General features: G+C 66.2%; 18 protein-coding genes. 13 read left to right on the top strand and 5 right to left on the bottom strand.

The annotated features are described in order from the left end of the window. Position 1: 1 nt before the first annotated feature. A complete protein-coding gene (locus V0R62_RS00175; RefSeq protein ID WP_330102262.1) occupies positions 2 to 895 on the top strand; it encodes a 1-aminocyclopropane-1-carboxylate deaminase/D-cysteine desulfhydrase in 894 nt (297 codons plus the stop codon). Here V0R62_RS00175 and V0R62_RS00170 read toward each other — a convergent pair. Then, positions 886 to 1,431 carry a cytochrome b gene (locus V0R62_RS00170; RefSeq protein WP_050704781.1) on the bottom strand — a complete coding sequence of 182 codons (546 nt, stop codon included), beginning with the start codon at positions 1,429 to 1,431 and terminating at the stop codon, positions 886 to 888. The genes V0R62_RS00175 and V0R62_RS00170 overlap by 10 nt on opposite strands. A gap of 174 nt (positions 1,432 to 1,605) precedes the next feature. Between V0R62_RS00170 and V0R62_RS00165 the strand changes: the two genes are divergently transcribed. Beyond that, positions 1,606 to 3,225: a WG repeat-containing protein gene (locus tag V0R62_RS00165; RefSeq protein ID WP_330102261.1), complete on the top strand. Its 1,620-nt coding sequence runs from the start codon at positions 1,606 to 1,608 to the stop codon at positions 3,223 to 3,225. A 41-nt stretch (positions 3,226 to 3,266) separates the two neighbouring features. Here V0R62_RS00165 and V0R62_RS00160 read toward each other — a convergent pair whose 3' ends face one another. Further along, positions 3,267 to 4,247, bottom strand: a complete 981-nt coding sequence (locus V0R62_RS00160; RefSeq protein ID WP_330102260.1) for a DUF1853 family protein — start codon at positions 4,245 to 4,247, stop codon at positions 3,267 to 3,269. 44 nt (positions 4,248 to 4,291) lie between these two features. On the opposite strand from V0R62_RS00160, the gene V0R62_RS00155 reads away from it, so the two are divergent. The 11 genes from V0R62_RS00155 (at position 4,292) to V0R62_RS00105 (ending at position 16,410) form a co-directional block, all read left to right on the top strand. Further along, a complete protein-coding gene (locus V0R62_RS00155) occupies positions 4,292 to 5,182 on the top strand; it encodes an NAD(+) kinase (RefSeq protein WP_023632574.1) in 891 nt (296 codons plus the stop codon). Beyond that, positions 5,182 to 6,153 (top strand): metallophosphoesterase, encoded by a 972-nt coding sequence (locus V0R62_RS00150; RefSeq protein WP_028692913.1) that lies wholly within the window; start codon positions 5,182 to 5,184, stop codon positions 6,151 to 6,153. The genes V0R62_RS00155 and V0R62_RS00150 overlap by 1 nt, the downstream gene beginning before the upstream one ends. Further along, positions 6,150 to 7,034 carry a rhomboid family intramembrane serine protease gene (locus tag V0R62_RS00145; protein WP_330102259.1) on the top strand — a complete coding sequence of 295 codons (885 nt, stop codon included), beginning with the start codon at positions 6,150 to 6,152 and terminating at the stop codon, positions 7,032 to 7,034. Before V0R62_RS00150 ends, V0R62_RS00145 begins: the two co-directional genes overlap by 4 nt. Before the next feature lie 13 nt (positions 7,035 to 7,047). After that, a complete protein-coding gene (locus tag V0R62_RS00140) occupies positions 7,048 to 7,308 on the top strand; it encodes a YeaC family protein (RefSeq protein WP_011532970.1) in 261 nt (86 codons plus the stop codon). After that, a complete protein-coding gene (locus V0R62_RS00135) occupies positions 7,305 to 8,135 on the top strand; it encodes a DUF2797 domain-containing protein (RefSeq protein WP_330102258.1) in 831 nt (276 codons plus the stop codon). Before V0R62_RS00140 ends, V0R62_RS00135 begins: the two co-directional genes overlap by 4 nt. Positions 8,136 to 8,148: 13 nt before the next feature. Next, positions 8,149 to 10,806 (top strand): aminopeptidase N, encoded by a 2,658-nt coding sequence (gene pepN, locus V0R62_RS00130; protein WP_330102257.1) that lies wholly within the window; start codon positions 8,149 to 8,151, stop codon positions 10,804 to 10,806. 277 nt (positions 10,807 to 11,083) lie between these two features. Continuing rightward, positions 11,084 to 12,100, top strand: a complete 1,017-nt coding sequence (locus V0R62_RS00125; RefSeq protein WP_330102256.1) for a WD40/YVTN/BNR-like repeat-containing protein — start codon at positions 11,084 to 11,086, stop codon at positions 12,098 to 12,100. Then, on the top strand, positions 12,097 to 14,490 hold the full coding sequence (locus V0R62_RS00120) for an efflux RND transporter permease subunit (RefSeq protein WP_110739072.1): 2,394 nt from the start codon (positions 12,097 to 12,099) through the stop codon (positions 14,488 to 14,490). The genes V0R62_RS00125 and V0R62_RS00120 overlap by 4 nt, the downstream gene beginning before the upstream one ends. Positions 14,491 to 14,598: 108 nt before the next feature. Further along, positions 14,599 to 14,889, top strand: coding sequence for a DUF5629 family protein (locus V0R62_RS00115; RefSeq protein WP_330102255.1), 291 nt, complete (start codon positions 14,599 to 14,601; stop codon positions 14,887 to 14,889). Then, complete coding sequence (locus V0R62_RS00110; RefSeq protein ID WP_330102254.1) at positions 14,855 to 15,982, top strand: lactonase family protein; 1,128 nt, start codon at positions 14,855 to 14,857, stop codon at positions 15,980 to 15,982. The genes V0R62_RS00115 and V0R62_RS00110 overlap by 35 nt, the downstream gene beginning before the upstream one ends. Before the next feature lie 251 nt (positions 15,983 to 16,233). Continuing rightward, the gene (locus tag V0R62_RS00105; protein WP_167388412.1) at positions 16,234 to 16,410 is read left to right on the top strand and encodes a hypothetical protein; all 177 of its coding nucleotides are present in this window, start codon (positions 16,234 to 16,236) and stop codon (positions 16,408 to 16,410) included. A gap of 157 nt (positions 16,411 to 16,567) precedes the next feature. Here the strand turns inward: V0R62_RS00105 and V0R62_RS00100 are convergent, their stop codons facing one another. From V0R62_RS00100 to V0R62_RS00090, 3 genes are read right to left on the bottom strand one after another with little or no spacing between them, the layout of a single operon-like run. After that, complete coding sequence (locus V0R62_RS00100; protein WP_330102253.1) at positions 16,568 to 17,161, bottom strand: glutathione S-transferase; 594 nt, start codon at positions 17,159 to 17,161, stop codon at positions 16,568 to 16,570. Beyond that, entirely contained in the window at positions 17,158 to 20,802 is a 3,645-nt protein-coding gene (locus V0R62_RS00095; protein ID WP_330102252.1) for an SbcC/MukB-like Walker B domain-containing protein, read from the bottom strand. Before V0R62_RS00095 ends, V0R62_RS00100 begins: the two co-directional genes overlap by 4 nt. Next, positions 20,799 to 22,037: an exonuclease SbcCD subunit D C-terminal domain-containing protein gene (locus tag V0R62_RS00090; RefSeq protein ID WP_096049703.1), complete on the bottom strand. Its 1,239-nt coding sequence runs from the start codon at positions 22,035 to 22,037 to the stop codon at positions 20,799 to 20,801. The genes V0R62_RS00095 and V0R62_RS00090 overlap by 4 nt, the downstream gene beginning before the upstream one ends. Positions 22,038 to 22,094 lie beyond the last annotated feature (57 nt).

Here is a 22,094-nt window from a genome sequence, read left to right as displayed (position 1 = left end):
CATGTCTGATTTTTCTCTCTCCCAAGCCCCCCTGCAACGCCTCGACCTGCCTTGGTTACGCCACGCGAGAGTCGAAGCTGCGGTCCTGCGCCTGGACCTGATCGACCCGCTGATCAGCGGCAACAAATGGTTCAAGCTGCGTCATCACCTGCTCCAGGCCCGCAAGGCCGATGCCCCGGGCCTGATCAGCCTGGGCGGCAACCATTCCAACCACCTCCACGCCCTGGCGGCCGCCGGCAAGCGTTTCGGCGTCGCCACCGCCGGCCTGTTGCGTGGCCACCCCCAGGAAACACCGACGGTGCAGGATCTGCGAGCCCTGGGAATGGAACTGCACTGGCTCGGTTTCGGCGGCTACCGTGCCCGCCATGAGGCCGATTTCTGGCAGCCCTGGCAGGCCCGGTATCCGGGCTGGCACTGCATCCCCGAAGGCGGTGGCGGCCTGGCCGGTGCGCAGGGCTGTGGGTTGATCGTCGAGCAATGCCGGGCGCAACTGGCAACGCTCGGCTGGACGGACTACGACGCCTGGTGGCTGGCGGCGGGAACCGGCACGACCCTGGCGGGGCTGGTGTTGGAGGAGGCGGGCAGGCATGCCGTCCATGGCGCCCTCGCCGTGCCACAGGACCACGGCGTGCCGGAGACCGTCGCGGCGCTGGCCGGCGTGCACGGCTACCAGTTGCACGACGCCAGCCGCGGCGGCTTTGCCCGTATCGACGACGCGCTGCTGGCGTTCATCGCCGACACCGAACGGCAAACCGGCATGCCGCTGGAGGCGCTCTACACCGGCAAGGCCCTGCTGGCCCTGCGCGATCAGGTCGTGGCCGGGCGCTTTGCCTCCGGTACCCGCCTGGTGTTCCTGCACACCGGAGGCCTGCAGGGACGACGCGGTTACTTGTAGGGCAGCATGCGCAGCAGCGTGTTGTCGCGCCGCACGTAGTGGTGATAGAGCCCGGCCAGCGCGTGCAGGCCGATCAGCCAGTAGCCCCAGCTGCCGATGCGCTCGTGCCAGCCCTTGATGAACTTGCTCAGGTCCGGATCCGGAGCGACGATGGCTGGCAGCTCCAGGCCATAGAACGGGATCGGTTTGTCGGCGGCACTGAGGATCGCCCAACCGGCCAGCGGCAGGCCGATCATCATCAGGTACAGCAGCAGGTGCACCAGGTGCGACAGGCCCGTCTGCCAGGCCGGTGGCCTGGGCACGATCGGCGGGGTGGGGCGCGACAGGCGCAGGGCCAGGCGCAGCCAGACCAGCACGAACACCGTCAGCCCGAGCATGAAGTGCAGGTCTTTCATCAGGTCGCGTTCGGCGCTGCCCTTGGGGAACAGGCCGCGCAGCTCGATGCAGGCGTAGACGGCGGCCAGCAGCACCAGCATCAGCCAGTGCAGGGCGATCGACAGCCGCGCGTAATGGGCCGCGGGAGTGGATGAAACCATGGTGGGTCCTCGTCATCAGGTCGGAAAGGGCGCTCTTGCCGGCGCCTGACCTTCACTCTAATCGCTGGCGTGGAAATTTGTTTGCTTCAGATCTATCAAGGATGGCCGACACAGCAATCTGGGTGATGGCTTTTAGCCTGCACCTGATGACCATCGCACAAGGATCCTGTGTCAATGAAACACTTCATCAGTACCCCCCGGGTCGCGCTGTTCGGCGCCCTGTCCCTGCTGCTCGCCGGCTGCGAGCAAGTCCCGGCGGTCAAGACGCCGCCAATTGCCGCTCTGACCATTCCACTGTGTGTGAACGACGAATGCGCCGTGCTGGACCAGAACGGCGCTTTCCGGGTTGCCCCAGGCAGTGAATTCACCCAGCTCTACACCCAGCCCTTCACCGACGCCTTCATCTTCGGACGCGGCGACTATTGGCACCTGGCCAGCGGTGACGGCAAGCGGGTGATTCGCGCCGACCTCACCGATTCGCTTTACACCCTGACTCCCGGTCTGTTCGGCTACGTTCGCGATGGCAAGGTTGGGGTGATGGACGAGCAGGGCAAGGAAGTCCAGCCGCCGATCTTCGACACCGTCTATGTCGGTGGCGACAACGACTTCATCGTCTACGAGATCGACGAGTTGCGCGGCATCCTCTCGCCTCAGGGCGAGAAGGTCAGCGAGGCGGTGTTCGACTCGATGTACGTGCGCGAAGATTTCGCCAAGCGCGGCAACTGGGTGCTGGCCGAGCGCCAGGGTGAGAACTGGGGGTACAACCTGCAGACCAAGGTGTTGCGCAAGCTCGATTTCGACACCATCGTCAGCGCCGCCGACGGTCACCTGGTCGTCTCCCGGGAGGGAACTGCCGGCAAGGGGCTGGCGGATGCCGAAGGTAACCTGGTGATCCCCCTTGGCCAGGGTTGGCTGGGCACGCCGGGCGGTGGTCTGGTGGCCTTCCGCGATGGCTACGAAAAGCCGTGCGGCTACCTGGACTACCAGGGCAAGGTGGTGATCGAGGCGAAGTACCAGAACTGCGAGACCTTCGGCAAGGTTGGCGGCATGGTGCAGTTGCCGCGTACCGATGAAGACCGGGGCAAGGCCGGGATGATCGGGCATGACGGCAAATGGCTGATCGAGCCCGAGTACGATTCGATCGGCGACGCCGGCATGGGCTTGCTCGGCATGAGTGGCCATCGCCCCGGTTTCAACCATATCGGCAAGCTGCAGAACATGTTCCTGGCAACCTACGGAACCATCGACCTGGACCAGGGGAAGGTCGTGTTCCAGCCCACCTACAAGCAGATCGGCGTGGTCGCCCCCAAGCGCTATGCCTTCACCGAGCTGAAATCGCCGAAGAAGACGGTGGTGTTCCTGGGCATGCCGAGCGAGACCGACACCGTGGGCCTGATGGACGAGCAGGGCAAGGTGCTGGTCAAGCCTGAACAGTTCGTGGCGTTCAAGCTGCTGGCTGACGGCCGCCACCTGTTGGCTGCCGAAGGCAGCAGGTCGGACACCGCGCGTGCGCTGTACGACCTCGATGGCAAGCTGCTGGTGCCCGCCAAGTGGCAGGACCTAGTGGTCGACGAGGCGCGTGGCGCGATCTTCGCCTATCGGGTCGAGGGCAATGGCGATGACGCCGTGCGCACGCTGCGTGCCCTGTATCGTCTGGATGGCAGCGTGGTGTTCGACACCAACCGTCTGCCTTGCGGCGCGGAACAGGTGGTCGACGGCAAGGGCCAGGTGCTGTGGCCGAAGGATGCCCAGGCGCATTGCCCGGCGCCTGAGCCGGTGGCCGAGGCGTCCTGAGGCCCGGTCTTCTGTCGCCGGTGAACCGGCGACAGTCTGCTTCAGCGTGGGGGGAGGTCCGGCCAGTTGTCGGCCACCAGAAACATCCGTTCGACCTCTTCCCATGTCCCGTCCACCTGTTCCTCCACCCTGCTCAGCAGGTGTGCGTGGGCATCGGGCTCCAGCCCTTCCCGCCAGGTGTTGAAGCGCGCTGCGCTCCAGCAGTCCTGTGCTTCAAGCCGCGCTGGCGCCAGCCATGCGTGGCGGGGCAGGGGCTGCCAGCAGCCGCTTTCGGCCTCGCTCCATTGCGATTGACGCAACCAGCCACCGCGCAGGTGCCGGGGGTTGGTACCTTCAGGCGAGCGGATCTGTCCTGACCGTGGGTAGAACAGGTAGCCGCCAAGCCACAGGTGGGCCTGCACCCGATCCAGGCCCAGTCCGGCCAGCACCGAGCGGCTGCGCGCTGCGCTCGACATGGGCAACTGGTGCTGTGCCAGGTGCGCCAGCTTGCGCCCCAGCCGGTCATGGCAACCGGGGCCGAGCCAGAGGTCCGGGTCGCCGCCGTCACCGCTCGGGGGGCCCAGGTAGAGCTTGATGGCCAGTTCCAGGTGATGATCGCCGTCACGGTCGCGCAGCAACAGGTCGAGTTCGCCCAAGGTGTGCCCGCCGTCGCGGATCGCCAGGTTGGCCGCCAGCAGCTCGATGCCCGGCGCCTGCTGCAGGGCGAACTGCCACAGGCTTTCGTAGTACAGGCCCAGCCGCCGGCTGTTCAGGCGTGCCAGCCAGCTCAGCAGCGGCGTGGGCGCCTGGTCGAGCGCCGCGAGCCAGTGGCCCAGGCGCTGCGGATCATCGGCCCAGGCGCTGCCCTGCAGCGGATGGCGCTGGGGGCAGCCGGCCTGGGCCAGCAGCGGTGGCGACAGCAGCACCCACGCCAGGTCGCGCACGGCAGGGTGGCGCAGCTGGCGGGGCAGGGACTCGAGGTCGGCGAAGGGCATCATCCTGCGAGCATAGCCGGTTTGCCGCTGGCCGGTCCTTTCGCCCATAATCCCGGCATTGTCACCCCGCCGCAGAGCCTTGCAGGAGCACCATGGAGCAATTTCGCAATATCGGTATCATCGGACGCCTTGGTAGCTCCCAGGTGCTCGACACCATTCGCCGACTGAAAAAATTCCTCCTCGAGCGCCACCTGCACGTGATCCTCGAGGACACCATCGCAGAAGTCCTGCCTGGCCATGGCCTGCAGACCTCCACGCGCAAGCTGCTGGGCGAGGTCTGCGACCTGGTCATCGTGGTCGGCGGCGACGGCAGCCTGCTGGGCGCCGCCCGCGCCCTGGCCCGGCACAACATCCCGGTGCTGGGCATCAACCGCGGCAACCTGGGCTTTCTCACCGACATCCGTCCCGACGAGCTGGAAGAGAAGGTCGCCGAGGTACTCGACGGCCATTACCTGGTGGAGAACCGCTTCCTGCTGCAGGCCGAGGTGCGCCGTCACCACGAGGCCATCGGCCAGGGCGATGCGCTCAACGATGTGGTGCTGCACCCAGGCAAGTCGACGCGGATGATCGAGTTCGAGATCTATATCGACGGCCAGTTCGTCTGCAGCCAGAAGGCCGACGGCCTGATCGTCGCCACCCCGACCGGTTCCACCGCCTACGCGCTGTCGGCCGGCGGACCGATCATGCATCCCAAGCTCGACGCCATCGTCATCGTGCCGATGTACCCGCACACGCTGTCAGGCCGGCCGATCGTGGTGGACGGCAACAGCGAGCTGAAGATCGTCGTGTCCAAGGACCTGCAGATCTACCCGCAGGTCTCCTGCGACGGCCAGAACCACTTCACCTGTGCGCCCGGCGACACCATCACGGTCAGCAAGAAGCCGCAGAAGCTGCGCCTGATCCACCCGCTGGACCACAACTACTACGAGGTCTGCCGCACCAAGCTCGGCTGGGGCAGCCGCCTGGGCGGCAGGGACGACTGATGCTCGATCCGGCGCGCAGTTTCGACATCATCGGTGACGTGCACGGCTGTGCGCTCACCCTCGAACGCTTGCTCGACGCGCTCGGCTACAAGCGGGTCGGCGGGGTCTGGCGCCATCCTCGGCGTCAGGCGCTGTTCCTCGGCGACATCGTCGACCGCGGCCCGCGCATCCGCGAGGCGCTGCACATCGTCCACGACATGGTCGAGGCCGGCCAGGCCTTCTGCATCATGGGCAACCACGAGTACAACGCCCTCGGCTGGGTCACCCCGGCACTGCCCGGCAGCGGCAAGGCCTTCGTGCGCGAGCACACCCCGCGCCATGCCCGGCTGATCGACGAGACCCTCACACAGTTCGCCCAGCACCCCGGCGACTGGCACGATTTCATCCAGTGGTTCTATGAGCTACCGCTGTTCGTCGACGCCGGGCGTTTCCGCCTGGTGCACGCCTGCTGGGACCCGCGGCTGATCGAGCCGCTGCGCCAGCAGTACCCCACGGGCCGTATCGACGAGCACTTCGTGCAGGCGTCGGCGGTGTCCGGCAGTTTCGCCGCCACGGTGTGCAACCGCCTGCTGCGCGGCACCGACATGCGCCTGCCGGACGGCCTGACGCTGACCGGCGGCGACGGCCTGACCCGCGCCTTCTTCCGCACCAAGTTCTGGGAGGAAGACCCGCAGACCTACGGCGACATCGTCTTCCAGCCCGACGCGCTGCCCGACGAGGTGGCCCGCACGCCCCTCAGCCACAGCCAGAAGAACGCCCTGCTGCGCTACGACGAGGACGAGCCGCTGCTGTTCGTCGGCCACTACTGGCGCAGCGGGCGCCCGGCACCGATCCGCGCCAACCTGGCGTGCCTGGACTACAGCGCCGTGCTCTACGGCAAGCTGGCGGCCTACCGCCTGGACGACGAGACCCGCATCGACCCGCACAAGTTCGTCTGGGTCGACGTCGACCGTCCGCAGGCCAGCCAATGAACGTGATCGAAGTGCTGCGCCTGCCGCTGGCGGTCGATCTCAGTGGTTTCGTTGCCTTGCTGCGGCGCCTGCAGGTGCCGCACCGGGTGGTGGAGGAGGGCGAAGAGCAGGTGCTGTGGGCGCCGCCGGCCATGGCCGGGGATGTACTCGAACTCTACCGGCGTTTCCCTGATGGCAATGCCGATCTTGAAGCCCTGCCCGAACCTGTGACAGCCGGCCCTACGAATGCCCCGGCGCCTCCTTCGCTGAAGGAGCAGGCCCTGGCCTGCAAGGTCACCGCCGCGGTGCTGATCCTGAGCCTGGTGGTCGCCGGGGTAACCGGCCTGGGCGACAACCTGTCGACCATCGGCTGGTTCACTTTCCTGTCGTTCAAGGTGCAGGGCGACTACCTGCACTTCACCCCGTTGCTCCAAGGCCTGGCCGAAGGCCAGTGGTGGCGCCTGGTGTCGCCGATGCTGCTGCATTTCGGCGTGTTGCACCTGGCGATGAACGGCTTGTGGTATTGGGAACTGGGCAAACGCATCGAGTTGCGGCAGGGGCCGTGGATGCTGCTGGGGCTGACCTTGCTGTTCAGCCTGGTATCCAACCTGGCCCAGCATTTCACCAGCGGCCCGAGCCTGTTCGGCGGCCTGTCCGGGGTGCTCTACGGCTTGCTCGGGCATGTCTGGCTGTACCAGTGGCTGGCGCCCAATCCGCAGTTCAACCTGCCCAAAGGCGTGCTGGTGATGATGCTGATCTGGCTGGTGATCTGCCTGAGCGGCGTGGTCGGCCAACTGGGCTTCGGTCAGATCGCCAATGCCGCCCATGTCGGCGGGTTGCTCATCGGATGCCTGACAGGGCTCTTGGGTGGCGCGCTGGCCCGGCGTAAACTGACCACCTGACTGAGGAGACAGCATGTCCACTTTCGCGCAAATGATCGAAAACATCACCCCCGAGATCTACGAGAGCCTGAAGACGGCCGTGGAGATCGGCAAATGGTCCGACGGCCGCAAGCTGACCGCCGAACAGAAGGAGCTGTCGCTGCAGGCGGTGATCGCCTGGGAGATGAAGAACCTCCCCGAAGAGCAGCGCACCGGCTACATGGGCCCGCAGGAGTGCGCCTCGAAGTCGGCGCCGATCGCCAACATCCTGTTCAAGTCGGACTCGGTACATTGATCGAACTCGCTCGTGGCTCTTTGAGCAAGATGGCGGTGCGCCTGGACGCGCCGGTCGTTCAATACAGTTTCCGCCTGGATGACGCCGAGGTGCCGGTCAACCCGCTGATCGGCCAGGCGATCCGCCTGGAATACCTTGGCGCGATCCACTGCACCCACTGCGGCAAGCGCACCAAGACCAGCTTCAGCCAGGGTTACTGCTACCCGTGCATGACCAAGCTGGCCCAGTGCGATGTGTGCATCATGGCCCCGGAACGCTGCCACTACGACGCCGGCACCTGCCGCGAGCCGTCGTGGGGCGAGCAGTTCTGCATGACCGACCACGTGGTCTACCTGGCCAACTCGTCGGGCATCAAGGTCGGCATCACCCGCGCCACCCAGCTGCCCACCCGCTGGCTCGACCAGGGCGCCAGTCAGGCGCTGCCGATCATGCGCGTGGCCACCCGCCAGCAATCCGGGCTGGTCGAGGACGTGCTGCGCAGCCAGGTGCCGGACCGCACCAACTGGCGCGCGCTGCTCAAGGGCGACGCCGAGGTGCTCGACCTGCCGGCCATCCGCGAACAGATCTTCGACGCCTGCGCCGACGGTATCCGTGGCCTGCAGGAACGTTTCGGGTTGCAGGCCATCCAGCCGCTGCCTGACGCCGAGGTGGTGCAGATGCGCTACCCGGTCGAGGCCTACCCGAAAAAGATCGTCAGCTTCAACCTCGACAAGGACCCGGTCGTGGAAGGCACACTGTTGGGCATCAAGGGCCAGTACCTGATCTTCGACACCGGCGTGATCAACATTCGCAAGTACACGGCCTACCAGCTGGCCGTGCTCCAGTAAAAGGATCGTCACCATGCGTACCGAACAACCGCAAGTGATCTACCTCAAGGACTATCAGGCCCCCGAGTACCTGATCGACGAGACTCACCTGACCTTCGAACTGTTCGAGGACCACAGCCTGGTCCATGCGCAGCTGGTCATGCGCCGCAACCCCGAGCGCGGCGCCGGCCTGCCGCCGCTGGTGCTCGATGGCCAGCACCTGGAACTGCTGAGCGTGCAGCTGGACGACCAGGCGCTGGGCGCCGACGACTACCAGCTCGACGACGACAGCCTCACCGTGCAGCCGAAGAGCGAGCGCTTCACCCTGGACACCAGCGTGAAGATCCACCCTGAGAGCAACACCGCGCTGGAAGGCCTGTACAAGTCCGGCAAGATGTTCTGCACCCAGTGCGAGGCCGAGGGCTTTCGCAAGATCACCTACTACCTCGACCGCCCGGACGTGATGAGCACCTTCACCACCACGGTGATCGCCGAGCAGCATCGCTATCCGGTGCTGTTGTCCAACGGCAACCCGGTCGGCAGCGGTCCGGGTGATGACGGCCGCCACTGGGCGACCTGGGAAGACCCGTTCAAGAAGCCGGCCTACCTGTTCGCCCTGGTGGCCGGTGACCTCTGGTGCAAGGAAGACACGTTCGTTCGCCAGTCAGGCCGCGATGTGACCCTGCGCATCTATGTCGAGCCGGAAAACCTCGATAAGTGCGACCACGCCATGGTCAGCCTGAAGAAGTCCATGCGCTGGGACGAGGAAGTCTACGGTCGCGAGTACGACCTGGACATCTTCATGATCGTCGCGGTCAACGACTTCAACATGGGCGCCATGGAAAACAAGGGCCTGAACATCTTCAACTCCAGCTGTGTGCTGGCCCGCGCCGAGACCGCCACCGACGCTGCCCACCAGCGGGTCGAGGGGGTGGTCGCCCACGAGTACTTCCACAACTGGTCGGGCAACCGCGTGACCTGCCGCGACTGGTTCCAGCTGTCGCTCAAGGAAGGCTTCACGGTGTACCGCGATGCCGAGTTCAGCGCCGACATGAACTCGCGCACGGTCAAGCGCATCGAGGATGTCGCCTATCTGCGCACCCACCAGTTCGCCGAGGATGCCGGCCCCATGGCCCACCCGGTGCGCCCGGCGAGCTTCATCGAGATCTCCAACTTCTACACCCTGACCGTGTACGAGAAGGGCGCCGAGGTCGTGGGCATGGTCCATACCCTGCTGGGCGCCGAGGGCTTCCGCAAGGGCAGCGACCTGTACTTCGAGCGCCACGATGGCCAGGCGGTGACCACCGACGACTTCATCAAGGCCATGGAAGACGCCAACGGCGTCGACCTGACCCAGTTCAAGCGCTGGTACAGCCAGGCCGGCACGCCGCGCCTGGAAGTCAGCGAGGCCTATGACGCCGCCGCGCAGACCTACAGCCTGACCTTCCGCCAGAGCTGCCCGCAGACTCCGGACAAGGTCGAGAAGCTGCCGTTCGTGATCCCGGTGGCCCTGGGCCTGCTGGACGCCGAAGGCAACGACCTGCCGCTGCGCCTGGTGGGCGAGGCGCAGGCCGTCGGCAGCAGCCGCGTGCTGTCGGTGACCGAGGCCGAGCAGACCTTCACCTTCGAGGGGATCAAGGCCAAGCCGCTGCCGTCGCTGCTGCGCGGCTTCAGCGCGCCGGTCAAGCTGAGCTTCCCGTACGACCGCGACCAGCTGATGTTCCTCATGCAGCACGACAGCGACGGTTTCAACCGCTGGGAAGCGGGCCAGCAACTGTCGGTGCAGGTGCTGCAGGAACTGATCGGCCAGCACCAGCGCGGCGAAGCGCTCACACTCGACCAGCGCCTGATCACTGCCCTGGGCACTGTGCTGGGCAACGAAGCGCTGGACCCTGCCATGGTTGCCGAGATGCTTTCGCTGCCGGGCGAGGCGTACCTCACCGAGATCAGCCAGGTGGCCGATGTCGATGCGATCCACGCCGCCCGCGAGTTCGCCCGCCAGCAGATCGCCGAGCAGTTGTTCGACGCCCTGTGGGCGCGCTACCAGGCCAACCGCGAGGTCTCGCGCAAGACCGCCTATGTGGCCTCGGCCGAGCATTTCGCCCGCCGCAGCCTGCAGAACATCGCCCTGTCGTACCTGATGCTGACCGCCAAGGCGCCGGTGCTCGAGGCGACCCTGGAGCAGTTCGAGCACTGCGACAACATGACCGAGCGCCTCACCGCCCTGGCGGTGCTGGTCAACTCACCGTTCGAGGCCGAGCGCGCCAAGGCGCTGGAAGCCTTTGCCGAGCATTTCAAGGACAACCCGCTGGTCATGGACCAGTGGTTCAGCGTGCAGGCGGCCAGTGCACTGCCGGGCGGCCTGGCGCGGGTCCAGGCGTTGATGGAGCACCCGGCCTTCACCCTGAAGAACCCGAACAAGGTACGCGCCTTGGTCGGCGCCTTCGCCGGGCAGAACCTGGTCAACTTCCATGCCGCCGATGGTTCGGGGTACCGCTTCCTGGCGGACCTGGTGATCGAGCTGAACGCGCTGAACCCGCAGATTGCCTCGCGTCAGCTCGCACCGCTGACCCGCTGGCGCAAGTATGACGATAAGCGCCAGGTGCTGATGAAGGGCGAGCTGGAGCGGATCCTCGCGTCCGGGGCGTTGTCCAGCGATGTGTATGAGGTGGTGAGCAAGAGCCTGGCGTAAGCCTGGTAGACATTGGGGCTGTTGCGCAGCCCTTTCGCGGCACAAGGCCGCTCCTACAGGGGACCGCGAGCCTCTGTCGGAGCGGCCTTGTGCCGCGAAAGGGTCGCGCAGCGGCCCCAATTGTTTTTATGGTTAACAAAACATAACGTCCCGCTCGTTGTGTTCCGCCGAACAACCCCGATACGATGACCTGAAGCTATTCCAGGGCTCTGGAACAGGGTTTTCGCAGTGCCTGGCAATAGATTGACCCACCACAAGAACACAACAGGGGGCAGTCATGAGAGAGCGGGCAAGGGCACGCTACAGCCTGGCGGCCAGCGCGATGCTGGCGCTGACGCTGGGTATCGGGGCCGGGCAAGTCCTGGCGGCGGTGGCCGCCGAGGAATACTCGGTGGAGTCGGCCAAGGCCAGCCAGAGCCTGTTGATCGGCGCCACCCACGCCGGGCAACGCTTGGTGGTGGTCGGCGATCGCGGCCACATTCTGTTCTCCGACGACCAGGGCAAGACCTGGACCCAGGCCCGGGTCCCCACCCGGCAACTGCTCACCGCCGTGTTCTTCCTCGACGACAAGCGCGGCTGGGCCGTCGGCCATGACGCGCAGATCCTCGCCAGCAGCGACGGCGGCGCGACCTGGAGCAAGCAGTTCGAAGACCTGTCCCGCGAGGCCCCCTTGCTCGATGTGCGCTTCCTCGACCCGCAGCACGGCTTCGCCGTGGGTGCCTACGGTGCCCTGCTGGAAACTCTCGACGGCGGCCAGCACTGGCAGGATGTCGCCGAGCGCCTGGACAACCCCGACCAGTTGCACCTTAACGCCATCACCCTGGTGAAGGACGCCGGCCTGTTCATCGTCGGCGAGCAGGGCGGCATGTTCCGCTCCAGCGACGCCGGCCAGAGCTGGACCAAGGTCCAGGGTCCCTACGAGGGCTCGCTGTTCGGCGTGATCGGCACCGCCCAGCCCAACACCCTGCTGGCCTACGGCCTGCGCGGCAACCTGTTCCGCTCCACCGATTTCGGCGACAGCTGGCAGCCGATCGAGCTCAAGGCCGACCGCGGCCCGCTCGAATTCGGCTTGGCAAGCGCTACGCTTCTCGAAGACGGCAGCCTGGTGCTGGTCGGCAACGGCGGCAGCGTGCTGCGCAGCCATGACGACGGGCAGACCTTCAGCGTGCGCAACCGCGCCGACCGCATCGCCCTGTCGGGCGTCAGCGGCCTGGGCGGTGGCGGCCTGCTGCTGGTCGGGCAAGGGGGCGTGCACCTGGCCTCGGCCGACGGTACCCAGGAGGCGCGTCCATGACCAGCCGGGAGAGTTTCGACATGCAGCACAAGGACAAGGCCACCCTGCTGGAACGCCTGATCTTCAACAACCGCCCCATCGTCATCGCCATCTGCGTGCTGGTGAGCATCTTCCTGTTCTGGCAGGCCACGCAGATCCGCCCCTCCACCAGCTTCGAGAAGATGATTCCGCTGCAGCATCCGTTCATCGAACAGATGCTCGAGCACCGCAACGACCTGGCCAACCTCGGCAACACCGTGCGTGTGTCGGTGGAGTCGACCAAGGGTGACATCTTCGACAAGGACTACATGGAGACACTGCGCCAGATCCATGACGAGGTGTTCTACATCCCCGGCGTCGACCGCGCGGGGCTGAAGTCGCTGTGGAGCCCCAGCGTGCGCTGGAGCGAGGTCACCGAAGAAGGCTTCTCCGGTGGCGAGGTGATCCCCAATACCTACAACGGCTCCCAGGACAGCCTCGACACCTTGCGCGACAACGTGCTCAAGTCCGGCCAGGTCGGGCGCCTGGTGGCCAACAATTTCAAGTCCAGCATCATCGACATCCCCTTGCTGGAAAGCTACCCCGACCCGCAGGACCCGGGGCGCCAGGTCAAGCTCGACTACCAGCAGTTCTCGCACCAGCTGGAAGAGAAGATCCGCGACAAGTTCCAGGCGCAGAACCCCGACGTGAAGATCCATATCGTCGGCTTCGCCAAGAAGGTCGGCGACCTGATCGACGGCCTGGTGATGGTGGCAATGTTCTTCGGCGTGGCGCTGGTGATCACCTGGGCGCTGCTGTACTGGTTCACCTGGTGCATCCGCAGCACCATCGCCGTGCTCATCACCACCCTGGTGGCGGTGGTCTGGCAGCTGGGCCTGATGCATGCGGTGGGCTTCGGCCTGGACCCGTACTCGATGCTGGTGCCGTTCCTGATCTTCGCCATCGGCATCTCCCACGGGGTGCAGAAGATCAACGGCATCGCCCTGCAGTCCAGTGACGCCGACAACGCCCTGACCGCGGCGCGGCGTACCTTCCGCCAGCTGTTCCTGCCGGGGATGATCGCCATCCTCGCCGACGCCGTGGGCTTCATCACCCTGCTGATCATCGACATCGGGGTGATCCGCGAACTGGCCATCGGCGCCTCGATCGGCGTGGCAGTGATCGTCTTCACCAACCTGATCCTGCTGCCGGTGGCGATCAGCTACGTCGGCATCAGCCAGAAGGCCATCGCCCGCAGCAAGAAGGACGCCACCCGCGAACACCCGTTCTGGCGCCTGCTGTCCAACTTCGCCAGCGCCAAGGTGGCGCCGGTGTCGGTGGTGCTGGCGCTGCTGGCCTTCGCCGGCGGCCTCTGGTACAGCCAGAACCTGAAGATCGGCGACCTCGACCAGGGCGCGCCGGAGCTGCGCCCGGACTCGCGCTACAACCAGGACAACAGCTTCATCATCAGCAACTATTCGACCAGTTCCGACGTGCTGGTGATCATGGTCAAGACCCCGGCCGAGAGCTGCTCGATCCACTCGACCATGGCGCCGATCGACGAGTTGATGTGGACCATGGACAACACCCCGGGGGTGCAGTCGACCATCTCCCTGGTGACCGTGTCGAAACAGGTCATCAAGGGCATGAACGAGGGCAGCCTGAAATGGGAGACCCTGTCGCGCAACCCGGACATCCTCAACAACTCCATCGCCCGCGCCGACGGCCTGTACAACGCCGACTGCTCGCTGGCGCCGGTGCTGGTGTTCCTCAACGACCACAAGGCCGAGACTCTGGAGCGGGTCACCGCCGCGGCCAAGGCCTTTGCCGACAGTCACAACAAGGACGGCCTGCAGTTCCTTCTGGCGGCGGGTAACGCCGGCATCGAGGCGGCCACCAACGAGGTGATCAAGTCGGCCGAGCTGACCATCCTCATCCTGGTCTACATCTGCGTGGCGGTGATGTGCATGATCACCTTCCGCTCCTTCGCCGCGACGCTGTGCATCGTCCTGCCGCTGGTGCTGACCTCGGTGCTGGGCAACGCGCTGATGGCGTTCATGGGCATCGGCGTGAAGGTCGCCACGCTGCCGGTGGTGGCGCTGGGCGTGGGCATCGGCGTGGACTACGGCATCTACATTTACAGCCGCCTGGAGAGCTTCCTGCGCGCCGGCCTGCCGTTGCAGGAGGCCTACTACGAGACCCTGCGCTCCACCGGCAAGGCGGTGCTGTTCACCGGCCTGTGCCTGGCCATCGGCGTGTGCACCTGGATCTTCTCGGCCATCAAGTTCCAGGCCGACATGGGCCTGATGCTGACCTTCATGCTGTTGTGGAACATGTTCGGCGCCCTGTGGCTGCTGCCGGCGCTGGCGCGGTTCCTGATCAAGCCGGAGAAGCTGGCGGGCAAGGAGGGTGGTTCGATCTTCGCTCACTGACCGAGGCCTGATCGCGGGGCAAGCCCGCTCCCACGACCTACCTGGCGTGGGAGCGGGCTTGCCCCGCGATGCGTATAATGGCGGCCATTTTTCTCAATCGGTGCCTCCATGACCACCCTCGCCACCGCCCTCGCATCCTGCGACATGCTCCTGATCGACGGCCTGCACGCCTTCGACTTCACCTTCGACGCATCCGGCCTCACCATCGAATGCATGGACGGCCGCCAGCTGCGTCGCTGGAACTTCACCCCCGACCAGGTCGCCGCCGCCACCGGCACGGGCGACGACTGGAGCCTGGCCAGTGACGAAGGCGAGCATCGTCTAGTCTGTATGAGTGCTTTTCGTGCCCCGGATGAAGAAGACGATGAACAGGAAATGGACACGCCTGCTGACCGCTAGCCTCATGGCTTTGTCAGTCAACGCCCAGGCCGCCACGTTGCTGGTGGGCAGCTACACCGACAACGGCAGCGAAGGGATCTACCGCTACGACTTCAATACCCGCACGGGGCAGATCGACGCCACACCCCGGCAGGTGGTCAAGAGCGTCAGCCCTTCGTGGCTGGTGCTGTCCGCCGACCAGCGCCAGTTGTTCGCGGTCAATGAAACGCCCAAGGGCCAGGTCAGCAGTTTCTCGCTGGGCAAGCAGGGCGAGATCAAGCTGCTGAACCAGGTGCCCAGCCAGGGTGATGAGCCGACCCACGCCAGCCTCAGCCACGACCAGCGCTACCTGTTCGTCGCCAACTACGCCGTTGCCCCCGACCCCGGCGGCAGCCTGGTGGTGATCCCGGTGGCCCGGGACGGCAAGCTCAAGCCGGTGGTGCAACAGACCCGGCATGCGCCGAGCAAGGTCAACCCCGAACGCCAGGCCGGTGCCCATGTGCATTCACTGGTGCTGTCGCCCGATGGCCGCCACCTGTACGCCAGCGACCTGGGCGCCGACAAGGTGTTCATCTACCGCTACGACGGCGCCAGCCCCGAGCATCCGCTGAGCCCGGCGATCCCGCCTGCGGTCGAGTTGCCGCCTGGCAGCGGCCCGCGTCACCTGCTGTTCGACGCCAAGGGGCGGCATGCCTACCTGACCCTGGAGATGAGCGCCGAGGTGGTGGTGTTCGATGTGCGTGACGGCGCGCTGACCGAGCGCCAGCGCCTGCCGCTGACCGAAAGCACGGACGCTGCGGCGAAGGCCGCTGGCGGCCTGCACCTGTCGGCTGATGGGCGTTTCCTCTATGTCAGCAACCGTGGCACCACCAACGAGATCGTGGTGTATGCCGTGGGCAAGGACGATGGCCGGCTCACCCTGCTGCAGCGCCGTTCGGTGGAGGGCGATCATCCCCGGGAGTTTGCCCTCGATCCGGATGGCAACTACCTGCTGGTGGCGAACCAGAAGAGCAACCAGATCGTGGTTATGCGCCGCGATCCGCGCAGCGGCAAGTTGGGTGAGACGGTGCAGAAGCTGCCCCAGCAGGCGCCTTCGGATCTCAAGTTCCTGTAGGAGCGGCCTTGTGCCGCGAAAGGGCCGCAACGCGGCCCCGGCGATTGATGCCAAACGCTGAAATCCTGGGGCCGCTCTGCGGCCCTTTCGCGACACAAGGCCGCTCCTACAGGGGGCGTGCGTCCAATTATCGATGGGGGTGATATTCGCTACTGCTGCAATGAATTTTTCCAGGCAGACGCATCGGCGTAAGTTTTGACCCAAGGCCCCCGACGGGCCAACGTCAATCACCGAAGTCGAGGTCAGCCCACATGAACTTCAATCTCTTCCCGGTCATCGCCGCATCCGCCATCTCCGCCTCCGTCGTCCTGCCGGCCCATGCCCAGCTGGAGCAAAGCGCCAAGGCGTCCAACACCCACAGCTACACCCAGAAATACCTTCAACAGAGCGCGCATTTCCACGCGGCCTTGAGCAAGCATGCCAATTGAGTGTGTAAAGGCATTGGTAATAGCACAAAGCCATGTGATTTAATTTGACGCTAAATTTTTGACTCGCCAAAGGGGCAGAGCATGATGTGGCGTATCACGGCGGTAGTGCTGTTGTTGATGTCCGCGCCGATCCTGGCGCTTTGAGCGACACGCTGTCTCACTTGGCCATCACGGCCTTGAACAGCGGCGATGCCAGCCAGCCCTGCAACCAGCTCCGCAATCGCGGATAAGCAGCCTCGGCGAACCATTCGGGTTCGACCCCGGCAAACTGGCGCATCAGGGGCAACAAGGCGGCGTCGGCCAGGCTTGGGTGAGTGGCCAGTAGGTAGGGTCTGCCTTCGAGCAGGCATTCCAGCTCGGCCAGCCAGGGCTCGGCCTGGGCGCGGTAGTGCGCCCGGGTGTGCTCGGGGTAGCGCTCGGCGTACTTGTACAGGTTCACCTGCGCCTTGAAGGTGCCGTCGTTGCGCGCGATCAGCGTTTCGGCCTGCTGCGCCGCGGCGGGGTCGGCCTGCAGGCGCCAGTCCTCGGGGTCGTGTCGGGCGAGCGCCCAGCGCATGATGTCCAGGCTTTCCTCCAGCACTGCATCCCCGGTATCGAGCACCGGCACCGTGCCCTTGGGGGACAGTGCCAGCAGCTCGGCCGGCTTTTCCTTCATCTTCACCTCGTGGACCTGCACGTCGCAGCCGGCGTAGCGCAGGGCCAGGCGCGCGCGCATGGCCCAGGGGCAGCGGCGGAACGAGTAGAGGATCACCCGCACACCTCCACGTCGCTCAGGCCATTGCCCTGGCGGCGCACCTGGATCTGCACCGGAATGCGTTCGTGCATCTCCTGCACGTGGGAGATCACCGCCACCTTGCGCCCCTGGGCCTGCAGACCGTCGAGGGCGTCCATGGCCAGTTGCAGCGACTCGGGGTCGAGGCTGCCGAAGCCTTCGTCAATGAACAGCGATTCGATACGCAGGGTGCTCGACGCCATGGACGCCAGGCCCAGAGCCAAGGCCAGCGACACCAGGAAGGTCTCGCCGCCCGACAGTGAATGCACCGAGCGCAGCTCATCGCCCATCTCGGTATCCAGCACCAGCAGGCCCAGGGCGCTGCCGCCGCGCTTGAGGCGATAACGCCGGGCCAGTTGGCGCAACTGGCTGTTGGCGTGGTGCAGCAGCAGGTCGAGGTTGTAGCCCTGGGCGATCTTGCGGAACACATCGCCCGAGGCCGAGCCGATCAGCTGGTTCAGGCGTGCCCAACGTTGCCATTGCTGGTAAGCCTGGTCGATCTGTTCGGCCAGGGCCTGGCTGGCCTGTTGCCGGCGCTGGTCCTCGGCCTGTTGGGCGCGCAGCTCGGCGCATTGCTGCTCCTGGGCCGCCAGCTGTGCGGCCAGCTCGGCGAGGGCGGTTTCCAACGCTTCGACGGGCAGCTCGCCGTGGGCCTGGGCAGTGTGTTGCTGCAGCCGTTGCTCACGCTCCAGGACCAGCACGCGGCCTTGCTCGACGGCTTTTTCCGCGGCCTGCAGGCGTTGGCGCAGTTCGCTCACCTGGCTGTCGTCGATGGCCAGCAGGCGGTCGAGGCCGGCGTCGTCCAGCTCCGGGTGTTCGCTGCGCCACTGGGCGATTTCGCCCTGCAACTGCTGGTGTTCCTGCTCCAGTGCCTGCTGGCGTTGCTGGTTGGCCTTGAGCTCGCCGGCCAGTTGCACACCTTGGGTGTGCAGCGCCTGCAGTTGCCGGGCGCTGTCTGCCTCGGCGGTGCGGGCCTGCTCCAGCTGGGTGTCCATGTGCTGCTGCCAGGCTTCGGCGCTGGGCTGATCACCGAGCAGCTCGCGCAGGGTGGCCTGGGCCTGCCGGCGTTGCTCGTCCAGCACGGCGAGCTTCTGTTGCAGCTGCTGCTGGCTGTGCAGGCGTGCCTGTTGCTGATCGCGCTGTTTGTCCAGCTGGACCTGGCGAGCCTGCTGTTCTTCCAGCTCGTCCTTGCGCAGGTCGAGTTGCTGACGGCGTTGGGCAATCTGCTGGTCGAGGCCGAGGAACGCATTGGCCGGATCGTCACGCAGGGCCTGGAGAATGTCCGGGGGCAGCACGCTTTCGAGACTTTCGAGGGCCTGCGCGAGTTGCTGCTCGTCGGCGGCCAGGGCCTGGTGCTGCTGGTCGAGGTGCTGCTGAGCCTGTCGCTGGGCTTCGCCGGCGGCCTGCAATTGCTGGGTGAGGCGGGCAGCATCCTTTTGCAGGGCGAGCAGGGCGCCCTGGCGTTTCTCGTCGCGGTCGATCTCGTCGCCGAGTCGGCGCAGTTGGCCGTCGAGCCACTTGCCACGGGCGCTGTCGTCCTGCGGCGCCAGCGCTGGCCACAGGGCATGGGCCTGGACCTGCTCGAGCACGGGCTGCAACTGCTCGCCCAACTGCTGCTGTTGCTGCTGGTAGTCCTTTAACTGGGCGTTGACCACGCCCAGTTGGGTGCGCAGCTCCACCAGCCTGGTATTGAGCTGTTCGACCTGCTGTTGCGCCGCCGCTTCCTCGGCCTGGTCGTGGCGCCCGAGGCTGTGCAGCAACGCCTCGGGTTGATGGAACGGGTGCTCGGCGCTGCCGCACACCGGGCAGGGCTCGCCATCGCGCAGCTGGGCGCGCAGTTCCTCGACGCTGGTGTTGCGCGCCAGGCGCTGGCGCTCGAGCAACTGGCGGGTGAGGGTCAGCGCCTGCTCTGCGTTTTCCAGTTCGGCCTTGGCCGCCGTGCCTTCGCCGATCAGTTGCTGGCGCTGCTGCATGGCCTGTTGTTGGCGCTCGCGCAGCGCATCGAGGCCGTTGCGCAGTTCCATTTCGCGGCCATGCAGGCGCGACAGTTCCTCGACCGCGCGTTGCTGCCTGCGGTTGTCCTGGAGCATGGCGCCGAGCAGGTCGATCTGCTCGGCCAGCGCCTGGGGCTCGGCGCCCGCCTCGCGGAACAGCAGCTCGAAATGCTCGCGCTGGGCTTGCAGCTGGGCGTTTGCCTGGCTGGTCTGGGCCTGCAGGCCGGGCAGCTCTTCGCGGCCCTTGGCCAGGCGGCCGCCGATCAGCATCACCTGCTTGAGTTGCGGCAGGTAGGCTTGCCAGGCGTCGGCCAGGCTGCCGAGTGGTTCGCTTTCGGCCAGCGCGCTGTCGATCCGGGCCAGTTGCTGCAGGCTGCGCTGCTGGTTGTCTTCCAGCTGCTGCAGTTGCTGCAGGGCTGCACCGACCTCCTGTTCGACCTGGGTGCAGGCTTCACGTTGTTCGGCAAGCTCCTTGTCCAGGCGCGCCAGGTCGCCCTGGGCGGCGAAGGCCTGACGCAGGCGCGGGCCGTTTTCGCCGTGCAGGGCCTGGTGCTGGACCAGGTGCTGGCGGGCCGTTTCCAGGGCCTGCTGTAGCGCGTCGGTGTGTTGCTGCAGTTCGGTTTGCTGGCGCTGTTGCTGGTCGATATCGGCCAGCACCGGGGCCAGTTGCCCGGCCAGGTGCTGCTGGCGGTGGAACTGGTGGCGCTGAGGCGCCAGGCGCTCCAGGCGTTGCAGGTCGACGCGCTGTTCGGCCAGTTGCTGCCATTCGTGTTCCGCGTTTTGCAGGGCCGTGCCGGCTTCACTGTGCTGGGCCTGCAGGCGCTGCTGTTCGGCAAACCAGGTGCGCTGCTGTTCCAGCTGGCGCTGGCGCGTCTGCTCGGCCTTGAACTGCTGCTGGGCCTGTTCCAGTGCCTGGTCGAGGGCTGCGCGGGCTTCGGCCTCCATCGGCAGCAGGTGCTCGGCCTGTTTCTTCAGGTCGTTGTGAACCTCGCCGGTTTCCCGTGCCTTGCTGAAGGCGCGTTGGCCCAGGCGGGTGTAGATCGCGGTGTTGGTGAGTTTTTCCAGCAGTTCGCTGCGCTCACGGTCGTCGGCCTTGAGGAAGGCGCCGAACTCGCTCTGGGCCAGCATCACCGCGCGGGTGAACTGCTCGAAGTTCAGGCCCAGGCGCGCCTCGACCAGTTGCTTGTATTCGTTCTTGCCGCTGCCCAGCAGTTGCTCGCTGTCCAGGTCGTAGAGGCTCTGGCGGCTGTTCTGCAGCTTGCCGTTGGCCTTTTCGCGGGCGCGGTTGGCTTCCCAGCGGGCGCGGTAGCGGCCGCCGTCGATGCCGACGAAATCGACCTCGGCGAAGCCGCTGCCGGTGCCGCGGCGCAGCAGGTTGCGCGGATCCGAGGTGGGGATCTCGCCGTCGGCGTCCGGCACCTTGGCTTCCCGGGCGATGTCGTTCAGCCGCGGCACGCTGCCGAACAGCGCCAGGCACAGGGCGTCGAGCAGGGTGCTCTTGCCGGCGCCGGTGGGTCCGGTGATGGCGAACAGGCCGGCGCTGGCCAGGGGCTCGGCGGTGAAGTCGATATCGATCGGGCCGGCCAGCGAGGCCAGGTTCTTCAGGCGGATGGCGAGGATCTTCATGCCTGCTCCTCCTCTTGCAGGACGTCCTGCAGCAATTCGGCGAAATCGGCCAGGGCCTGGTCGTCGGCGGGGTTGCCGTAGGCCTGCTCCCAGGCACGGCCGAACAGGTCCTGCGGGGTCATCTGGGCCAGCTCGACGAAGGCTTGCTCGTCGTCCTCGGCGCGGCCGCTGCCGGCGTATTCGGCGCTGATGCGCACCAGGCGCACGGCCTTGCCCTGCAGGGCGCCTTCGATCTGCTGGCGCAGGTCGGGCTGTGGCTCGTCCAGGCGCACCCGCACCTCCAGCCAGGGCTGGCGGTTGGGGTCTTCGAGCAGGTCGATCACCGGCAGTTGTCCGAGCTGTTCGAGCAATTCGCCCAATGGCGCCGGGCCGACCCGTTGCAGGGCGACCGCACGGGGCACCGGACGCGGCTCGACGCTGACCAGCTCGGCGCCGTCCAGCTCCACTTCCAGGACCTGGTGCGGGTAGTTGATCTCGGCGAACGACAACGGGATCGGCGCACCGCTGTAGCGGATGCGGTTCTCGCGGTTGACCTTCTGCGGCTTGTGCAGGTGGCCGAGGGCGACGTAGCTGATGGCCTTGTCGAACAACTTGGCCGGCAGGGCTTCGGCGTTGCCGATGATCAGGCTGCGCTCGGAGTCCTCCGAGATGCTGCCGCCGGCCATGTGCGCGTGGCTGATGGCGACCAGCGCCTGGTCCTTCTTGCGCTTCTTCTGCGCCGCGGCGATCAGTTGCTCATGGACCTGGTTGATGCCCTGCAGGTAGTCGTCGCCCAGCGCGGGGCCGGTGACTTCGGCGGGGCGCAGGAAGGGCAGGGCCAGGCACCAGGCGCCGACCTTGCCACGGGCGTTGGTCAACGGGATCAGCAGCCGCTCGGTGTCCAGTTGGCCCTCGTCGAGCCAGTGCACCCGGCCCAGGGCGTGGGTGCGCAGGCGGCGCATCAGTGGCGCCGGCAGCTCGATGCGCGAGCCTGAGTCGTGGTTGCCGGCGATCATCACGATGTCCAGCTTGGGCTGTTGCTCGTGGGCCTGGACAATGAAGTCGTAGAGACGCTCCTGGGCTTTGACCGGCGGGTTGACCGTGTCGAAGATGTCGCCAGCGATCAGCAGCGCGTCGGGTTGGCGCAGGCGCAGCTGGCCGAGCAGCCAGTCGATGAAGCAGGCGTGTTCGAAATCGCGTTCCTGGCCATGCAGGCTCTGGCCCAGGTGCCAGTCGGAGGTGTGAAACAGACGCATGGAAGATCCGTTGGGTGGGCGGCAGGGGGCGTTTGGATTAGGGCGCTATGGTAACTC

Source organism: Pseudomonas carassii (genome assembly GCF_036324045.1).
Classification (GTDB): Bacteria; Pseudomonadota; Gammaproteobacteria; order Pseudomonadales; family Pseudomonadaceae; genus Aquipseudomonas; species Aquipseudomonas peradeniyensis.
Note: the sequence above shows the minus strand (reverse complement) of the source record. Positions and strands in the feature narration are given on the sequence as shown.

Coding starts and splice junctions, on each gene's coding strand:
- V0R62_RS00155 (WP_023632574.1), top strand. CDS start 4,292: ATGGAGCAATTTCGCAATATCGGTATCATCGGACGCCTTGGTAGCTCC.
- V0R62_RS00140 (WP_011532970.1), top strand. CDS start 7,048: ATGTCCACTTTCGCGCAAATGATCGAAAACATCACCCCCGAGATCTAC.
- pepN (WP_330102257.1), top strand. CDS start 8,149: ATGCGTACCGAACAACCGCAAGTGATCTACCTCAAGGACTATCAGGCC.
- V0R62_RS00095 (WP_330102252.1), bottom strand. CDS start 20,802: ATGAAGATCCTCGCCATCCGCCTGAAGAACCTGGCCTCGCTGGCCGGC.
- V0R62_RS00150 (WP_028692913.1), top strand. CDS start 5,182: ATGCTCGATCCGGCGCGCAGTTTCGACATCATCGGTGACGTGCACGGC.
- V0R62_RS00165 (WP_330102261.1), top strand. CDS start 1,606: ATGAAACACTTCATCAGTACCCCCCGGGTCGCGCTGTTCGGCGCCCTG.
- V0R62_RS00115 (WP_330102255.1), top strand. CDS start 14,599: ATGACCACCCTCGCCACCGCCCTCGCATCCTGCGACATGCTCCTGATC.
- V0R62_RS00175 (WP_330102262.1), top strand. CDS start 2: ATGTCTGATTTTTCTCTCTCCCAAGCCCCCCTGCAACGCCTCGACCTG.
- V0R62_RS00170 (WP_050704781.1), bottom strand. CDS start 1,431: ATGGTTTCATCCACTCCCGCGGCCCATTACGCGCGGCTGTCGATCGCC.
- V0R62_RS00125 (WP_330102256.1), top strand. CDS start 11,084: ATGAGAGAGCGGGCAAGGGCACGCTACAGCCTGGCGGCCAGCGCGATG.
- V0R62_RS00120 (WP_110739072.1), top strand. CDS start 12,097: ATGACCAGCCGGGAGAGTTTCGACATGCAGCACAAGGACAAGGCCACC.
- V0R62_RS00145 (WP_330102259.1), top strand. CDS start 6,150: ATGAACGTGATCGAAGTGCTGCGCCTGCCGCTGGCGGTCGATCTCAGT.
- V0R62_RS00090 (WP_096049703.1), bottom strand. CDS start 22,037: ATGCGTCTGTTTCACACCTCCGACTGGCACCTGGGCCAGAGCCTGCAT.
- V0R62_RS00160 (WP_330102260.1), bottom strand. CDS start 4,247: ATGGGCGAAAGGACCGGCCAGCGGCAAACCGGCTATGCTCGCAGGATG.
- V0R62_RS00110 (WP_330102254.1), top strand. CDS start 14,855: ATGAACAGGAAATGGACACGCCTGCTGACCGCTAGCCTCATGGCTTTG.
- V0R62_RS00105 (WP_167388412.1), top strand. CDS start 16,234: ATGAACTTCAATCTCTTCCCGGTCATCGCCGCATCCGCCATCTCCGCC.